The organism is Lentzea kentuckyensis (assembly GCF_002150765.1).
GTDB classification, from domain to species: Bacteria; Actinomycetota; Actinomycetes; order Mycobacteriales; family Pseudonocardiaceae; genus Lentzea; species Lentzea kentuckyensis.
Window position 1 is genome coordinate 44,315 of sequence record NZ_MUYM01000077.1, and the last position, 6,683, is coordinate 50,997.

Annotated in this window: 7 protein-coding genes; 4 read left to right on the forward strand and 3 right to left on the reverse strand. The window is 68.9% G+C overall.

Annotated features, from left to right (window positions below):
* Positions 1-14 precede the first annotated feature (14 nt).
* From B0F77_RS33000 to menC, 4 genes are read left to right on the forward strand one after another with little or no spacing between them, the layout of a single operon-like run.
* Complete coding sequence (locus B0F77_RS33000; RefSeq protein ID WP_086666936.1) at positions 15-959, forward strand: GlxA family transcriptional regulator; 945 nt, start codon at positions 15-17, stop codon at positions 957-959.
* A gap of 28 nt (positions 960-987) precedes the next feature.
* A complete protein-coding gene (locus B0F77_RS33005; protein ID WP_086666937.1) occupies positions 988-2,397 on the forward strand; it encodes an amino acid permease in 1,410 nt (469 codons plus the stop codon).
* The gene (locus tag B0F77_RS33010; RefSeq protein ID WP_086666946.1) at positions 2,375-3,094 is read left to right on the forward strand and encodes a hypothetical protein; all 720 of its coding nucleotides are present in this window, start codon (positions 2,375-2,377) and stop codon (positions 3,092-3,094) included. Before B0F77_RS33005 ends, B0F77_RS33010 begins: the two co-directional genes overlap by 23 nt.
* Positions 3,091-4,197: an o-succinylbenzoate synthase gene (menC, locus tag B0F77_RS33015; protein WP_086666938.1), complete on the forward strand. Its 1,107-nt coding sequence runs from the start codon at positions 3,091-3,093 to the stop codon at positions 4,195-4,197. Before B0F77_RS33010 ends, menC begins: the two co-directional genes overlap by 4 nt.
* Here menC and B0F77_RS33020 read toward each other — a convergent pair.
* From B0F77_RS33020 to B0F77_RS33030, 3 genes are all read right to left on the reverse strand, one after another.
* Positions 4,182-4,784 (reverse strand): HD domain-containing protein, encoded by a 603-nt coding sequence (locus B0F77_RS33020; protein WP_086666939.1) that lies wholly within the window; start codon positions 4,782-4,784, stop codon positions 4,182-4,184. The genes menC and B0F77_RS33020 overlap by 16 nt on opposite strands.
* Positions 4,781-5,863, reverse strand: coding sequence for a macrolide family glycosyltransferase (locus B0F77_RS33025; RefSeq protein ID WP_086666940.1), 1,083 nt, complete (start codon positions 5,861-5,863; stop codon positions 4,781-4,783). Before B0F77_RS33025 ends, B0F77_RS33020 begins: the two co-directional genes overlap by 4 nt.
* A gap of 58 nt (positions 5,864-5,921) precedes the next feature.
* Positions 5,922-6,683, reverse strand: a 762-nt coding sequence (locus B0F77_RS33030; RefSeq protein ID WP_281252570.1) for an ATP-dependent helicase C-terminal domain-containing protein, incomplete at its 5' end; no start/stop codon positions are given.

The following is a 6,683-nucleotide window of genomic DNA, read 5'->3' on the forward strand; positions in this document are numbered from 1 at the left end:
TCTGGAACGACACGATGCGTACAGTTTCGGACATGCTTGCGTTCGCTGTGACCGACGGGATGCTGCACTTCGAGCTGACCGCCACCTACGAGATCTTCACCGCCCCTCAGCTCGACTACCGAGTCGAGATCTGCGGCAACGGACCGGTGCGCGTCGGCAGGTTCACGCTGGAGCCGGATCTGCCTCTTGACCAGCTCAAACGCGCCGACACGGTGATCGTGCCCGCGATCGCGGACGTGGACGAACCGATCGACTTGGAGCTCGTCCAAGCGGTCCGGGCGGCGCACGACGAGGGCGCGCGGATCGTCTCGCTGTGCACGGGCGCGTTCGTGCTCGCGGAGGCCGGGCTGCTCGACGGGCTCCGGGCGACCACGCACTGGGCGCACACCGACGTGCTGGCCGAACGGTATCCGCGCGTCGAGGTCGACCCGGACGTGCTGTACATCGACAACGGCCAGGTGATGACGAGCGCGGGCAAGGCGGCGGCGATCGACCTGAGCCTGCACCTGATCCGCAGCGACCACGGCTCCGGCACGGCCAACACCGCGGCGCGCCGGCTCGTCGTGCCGCCGCACCGGGACGGCGGGCAGGCGCAGTTCGTGCTGGCGCCGGTGCCGTCCGGCGAAGGGCACCCGCTCACCGAACTGTTCGAGTGGGTCTCGGCGCGGTTCGACCAGACGATCACCGTCGAGGACCTGGCGCGTCAGGCGAACATGAGCTCGCGCCACCTCGCCCGGCTCTTCCGGGCGGTCACCGGCACCACACCGTTGCAGTGGCTGCACACCCAGCGGATCCGGCGCGCCCAGGAGTTGCTGGAGATGACGGACGACAGCGTCGACCAGATCGCCGAGGCGTCCGGCATGGGCACGGCCACGACGTTGCGCCGGCACTTCCACCGAACCGTTGGTGTGCCACCGGACACATACCGGCGCACGTTCCGCCCGGTTGGTGGCCGATAGGTCCGAGCTCGGGGTTTATGTTGGCCCGATGAGCAACGAACAGCGCATCGGGGCGCGGGTGTTGCGGCGCAAGCCGATCGACCAGCTGACTCACCCTGGCAGCGAACTCAAGCGCACCATGGGGGTCGGCCACCTCACGATGATCAGCATCGGTGCCACGCTGGGCACCGGCATCTTCGTCGTGCTGGGGCAGGCGGTGCCGCTCGCCGGTCCCGCGATCGTGGTGTCGTTCGTCCTCGCCGGCATCACCGCGCTGTTCTCCGCGTTGTCGTACGCCGAACTCGCGGGCCTCATCCCGGCGTCCGGTTCCTCGTACTCCTACACCTACGCCACGCTCGGCGAGATCGTCGCGTGGGTGTGCGGCTGGTGTCTTGTGCTGGAGTACGGCGTGTCGGTCGCGGCGGTCGCGGTCGGGTGGGGGCAGTACGTCAACGAGTTGCTGCACCTGGTGACAGGACTGCGGATTCCGGACGTGCTGAGTCAGCCGCCTGGTGCCGGCGGGATCGTCAACGTCCCGGCCGTGCTGGTCGTGGTCATCTCGATGCTGGTGCTGCTGGGCGGTTCCAAGGGCAGTGCGCGCACCAACACGATCCTGGTGTGGGTCAAGGTCGGCGCGCTGCTGATGTTCTGCGCGGTCGCGTTCACCGCGTTCAAGGCGGGCAACCTGCAGCCGCTGTTCCCGCTCGGCCTGGCCGGCATGAGCGCAGGCGCGGCCACGTTGTTCTTCTCCTACATCGGGTTCGACGCCGCGTCGACCGCCGGTGAGGAGGCCAAGAACCCGCAGCGCGACCTGCCGCGCGCGATCATCCTGTCGCTGGTCGTGATCACCGCGCTGTACTGCGCGGTCGCACTGGCCGCTGTCGGCGCCATGCCGTGGCAGTCGTTCGAGGGCACGGAAGCCGCGTTGAGCCGGGTGCTGACCGACAACGTCAGCGGGGCGATCTGGCCGATCCTGCTGTCGATCGGCGCGGTGGTGGCCACGACCTCGGTCGTGCTGACCGTCCTCTACGGACAGACACGCATCCTGTACGCCATGTCCCGCGACGGGTTGGTGCCGTCGATCTTCGCGCGGCTCAGCCGCAACGGCGTGCCGTTCGTGAACACGGTCGTCGTCGGGTTGTTCATCGCTGTGCTCGCCGCGTTGGTGCCGTTGGGGTCGCTGGCCGACGCCACCAGCATCGGCACGCTCTTCGCGTTCGCGCTGGTCAACGTCGCGGTGATCATCCTTCGGCGCACCGAACCGGACCGCCGGCGCAGCTTCCGGGTACCGTTCTCGCCGGTCACGCCGTTGCTGGGGCTGGCCTTCTGCGTCTACATGATGTTCAGCCTCGGGCTCGACACGTGGATCGCGTTCCTCGCGTGGATGGTCCTCGGGTTCGTCATCTACTTCGGTTACAGCGTCAGGAAGGCACGCCTTGCGGTTCCGAGTGATCAGTGACGTGCCGGGCATCGCCCGCGTCGCGGCCTACTACGCCGGGGTGTGGGAGACGACCGAGGACGTGCTGTCCACCGAGACGTTGCACTGCATCCGGCACGCGGGCGGCGCGACCATCGGGGCGTTCGACGGCGACGAGCTGATCGGTGCCACGACCGGGCTCTTCTGCCCGGACGGGTCGGTGTACTCGATGATCGCGGCCGCGCGGTCCGGCGTCGGACACCCGTTGAAGCTCGCGCAGAAGGACTGGGCGGTCGGGCTCGGTGCCAGGTCGATGCGATGGACCTACGATCCGCTGGTGTCGCGCAACGCCCGGTTCAACCTGGTGAAGCTCGGCGCGGTCGTCACCGAGTACACAGTGGACTTCTACGGGCCGATGCGCGACGGCGTGAACGACGGCGACGAGAGCGATCGTCTGACCGTGCAATGGGATCTCACCGGTGCTCGTGAACCGCACGAGTCCGTGCCTTCAGGCGAGGTCGTTTCGGTGGCACCGGACGGGGAACCGTTGGCGCGCACGGACGGCGAACGGATCTGGTGCCGGGTGCCGCGCGACGTCGTGCAGGTGCGCAAGGAGTCCGCCGCGCTGGCTCGGCAGTGGCGGGAAGCCGTGCGCGGTGTGTTCGTCGACGCTTTCGGTCAGGGTTACGTGGCCACGTCGATGTCCCGCGAGGGCTGGTACGAGTTGGAGCGCCGATGAAGATCGAGCGGGTTGAGCTGCTGCACGTCGCGATTCCGCTGGTGTCGCCGTTCCGCACGTCGTTCGGGACGATGACGACCAAGGACACGTTCCTGCTGCGGGTCGTCACGGGCGCCGCCGAGGGCTGGTCGGAGTTCGCGGCCGACCCCGAACCGTTGTACTGCTCGGAGTTCGTCGGAGCGGCCGAACTGGTGCTGGAGCAGCATCTCGTGCCACGGGTGACGCCCGAGATCACGGCCGCGGAGGTCGCCGGCCGGACCGAGGCGATCAAGGGCCACAAGCTCGCGAAGGCCGCACTGGAAACCGCGATCCTGGACGCCGAACTGCGGTCGTACGGGATGTCGATCGGGACTTTTCTGGGCGCCACGGCCACGAAGGTGCCCGCCGGCGTCTCGGTCGGGATCAAGAACTCGATCCCCGCACTGATCGCGGACGTCGAGGGCTATCTCGCCGAGGGGTACGCCCGGATCAAGCTCAAGATCGAACCAGGCTGGGACGTCGAACCGGTGCGGGCGGTGCGCGAACGGTTCGGCTCCGACGTGTTGCTGCAGGTCGACGCGAACACCGCGTACACGCTGGCCGACGCCGAACACCTGCGCCGGCTCGACGAGTTCGACCTGCTGCTGGTGGAACAGCCGCTGGAGGAGGACGACATCCGCGGCCACGCGCTGCTCGCGCAACGGATCCGCACGCCGATCTGCCTCGACGAGTCGATCACCTCGGCCAGGGACGCGGCGACCGCGATCGCGCTGGACGCGTGCCGGGTGATCAACGTCAAACCGGCGCGGGTCGGCGGTTACCTGGAGGCGCGCAGGATCCACGACGTCGCGGTGGCGCACGGGATTCCGGTGTGGTGCGGCGGGATGCTGGAGACCGGCATCGGGCGCGGGCCGAACCTGGCGCTGGCAGCGCTGTCCGGATTCGTGCTGCCGGGCGACGTGTCGGCGTCACGCCGTTACTTCGCCGAGGACGTCACCGAGCCGTTCGAACTGCAGGACGGCTTCATGGCAGTGCCGACCGGCCCTGGCATCGGGGTCGACCCGATCCCGGAGACGTTGCGGCGCTTCACCACCTCCACGAAGGTGCTCTACGCCAACGACTGAAGCTCGCGGGCGAGGTTGACCCGCGCGGCGGCGTCCCACATCTGCCGCGCGGGTTCGCTCACGTACAGGTCCTCGCGGTCGAGCAGGGTTTTGAGCACGCGGGTGCGGCCCGCTCGCCACGTTTCGTCGTCGTACTGCGCGTACTCCTGGCGCACGGCCTGGCTGTAGCGCTCGTAGTGCTCCGGTTCCGAGCCGAGGATCGCGAGGTCGGCGTCGAGCAGCACGTGCGCGAGCGGGTCGTCGGACGAGTGCGTGATCGTGGCCAGCACCAACGACTCCACCCGTGCGATGTGCTCTTCTTCCAGCCCGTGCAGGCGTTCGCGCGCCCATGCGGCCGACGCGCGTTCGTCTTCACCGGGTTTGCCGTCGTAGATCACGTCGTGCGCGCAGGCGGCCAACGCGAGGATCGCGCGTTCCTCGGTCGTGAACGCGAACGCGTCGGCCAGTGCGGACGAGTCGCGCACGACCGACATCACGTGGAAGGTGTTGTGGTACGAGCGATGTGGTTCGGCGTAGCGCTCCATCAGGTCGCCCGCGTCCGGTGCGCCTCCGAGCGTGCGGACCGCGTCGTCCCAGATCCGTTTCACCGCGCCAGTTCCTCCTCGACCACGTCCGCCGCGAGCGCGCTGCCGCCCGCCTGGTGAATCATCCGCCGCATGTCCTTCACCCGTGCGGAAATCGCGGAATCGGACGCCAGCTGACTCACCAACGAGCGCACGCCCTCCTCGGTCACGTTGTCGAGCACCACGCCGAGCCCGAGCTCCTCGACGCGCTGGCCGTTGAGCCGCTGGTCGGCCATGTGCGGCACGACGATCATGGGAACCCCGTGGTGCAGCGCCTCCATCACGCCGGCCATCCCGCCGCGCGTGACGAACACGCTGGCGTGCTGCAGGACCGCGAGCTGCGGTACCTCGTCGTGCGTCTCGACGTTCGCCGCCGGGCGGCGGACCCTGCCCCTGGTGACGAGGCGCCACGGCATGCCGCGCGCCGCGTCGGAGCACACCTGCGCGCAGGTCGTCGCCAGCACCACCGGCCGGTCGTCCCGCGGCGCCCAGGTGCCCTGGAACGCCCGCTCGGTCAGGCACGGGCCGGTGAAGGCGAACCGCTCGTCGAACGTGTCGCCCGCGGGCTGGAACTCCCTGGCGAACAGCGCGATCCTGCGCCGCGCGCCCGCGACGAACTCCGGCAGCGAGCTGCCGACGAAGCTGTGCACCCTGGTGAAGAACCTGATCGCCTCCGGGTCGAACGTGCGGGCGGGCACCACGGCGGCGCCCAGCGACCAGTGCGCGTTGCTGGTCAGGAAGCTCTCCAGCAACAGGTTCGGCACGTCCAGCCGACGCGCGATCACGCCACCTGTCCACGCCGCGATGTCCCACAGCACGATGTCCGGCGGATCGTCCCGGAACGCCGCCTCCAGCTGCGGCAACGCCGATTCGGCCTCGACCAGGGCGAGTTGCGCGGCGACGTAGAGCGACTCCGGCAGTTCGGGGGGAAGCGTCGTCTCGTATCGGATCGCGTTCGCGCCGCACTCGCTGACGGCCGCGGTGAACCGGGCGGGGACCGGGCAGCTCACGCGGTGGCCGCGGCGCACGAGCTCGGCGATCATCCCGAGCGCGGGGAGGACGTGCCCGCGCTCGGGCATGAGGAAGATCGCGATGTGCGCCATAGCTGAGATTAACGTTGTTCGATTCCTAATGGTTCAAACGTGTTTGTCGTGATTCTGTTCAGGATTCTTTGTTCTGCCTTTTGTCGTAGGGCCGCTCTGGCCAGTGGTGCTTGGGATAGCGGCCCTTCAACTCACTGCGCACGCGCAGGTAGCCGTTGCGCCAGAAGTACCTGAGATCGCTGGTCACGGCGGTGGGACGGCCTGCGGGGGAGAGCAGGTGCACGACCACCGGGACTCCCGCGATCTGCGGCGTGTCGGCCCACTTCATGGCGTCCTGGATGCGGACGTGGAGGGCGGGCTGGTCCTGCGTGTAGTCGACCTTGCCCTGGCCGATGCGTTCCGGCGCGAGCTGGTCGAACTCCGCCGCCTCCGGCCACGGCAGCAGGCTCCGCAGCAGCGTCACCGTGTCGATCTTGGCCAGGTCGGAGCGCTTCTTGGCCTTGCCGAGGTCGATCGCGCGGATCAGGTTCTCGTCGTCGACGCTCGGCCAGTCGCGGGTCCGGTGCAGGAACGCCATGCGTTCGCGCAGCCGTTTGGCGGCGTCGGTCCACTTGAGCAGGCCCAGGCCTTCGGCTTCGAGGCCGAGGCGGAGTGCCTGCTGCGACTTGGCGAGGTCGTTGAGCGGGCGTTCGTCGAGGGTGATCGCGCCCAGCTTGCGGACCTCGTTCGCGACGACGTCACCGGTCCACCGGATGTCGTCCTCGGTGTGCACGAGGGCTTTCGCGGCGGTGACGGCGAGTTCCTCGTCGGCCGGGGCGGCGAGACGGACGCGGCCGTGCTTGCTGCCCGGTTCGCGGTCGGCGATCGCGATCGCCAGCCA

Coding starts and splice junctions, on each gene's coding strand:
- menC (WP_086666938.1), top strand. CDS start 3,091: ATGAAGATCGAGCGGGTTGAGCTGCTGCACGTCGCGATTCCGCTGGTG.
- B0F77_RS33000 (WP_086666936.1), top strand. CDS start 15: ATGCGTACAGTTTCGGACATGCTTGCGTTCGCTGTGACCGACGGGATG.
- B0F77_RS33005 (WP_086666937.1), top strand. CDS start 988: ATGAGCAACGAACAGCGCATCGGGGCGCGGGTGTTGCGGCGCAAGCCG.
- B0F77_RS33025 (WP_086666940.1), bottom strand. CDS start 5,863: ATGGCGCACATCGCGATCTTCCTCATGCCCGAGCGCGGGCACGTCCTC.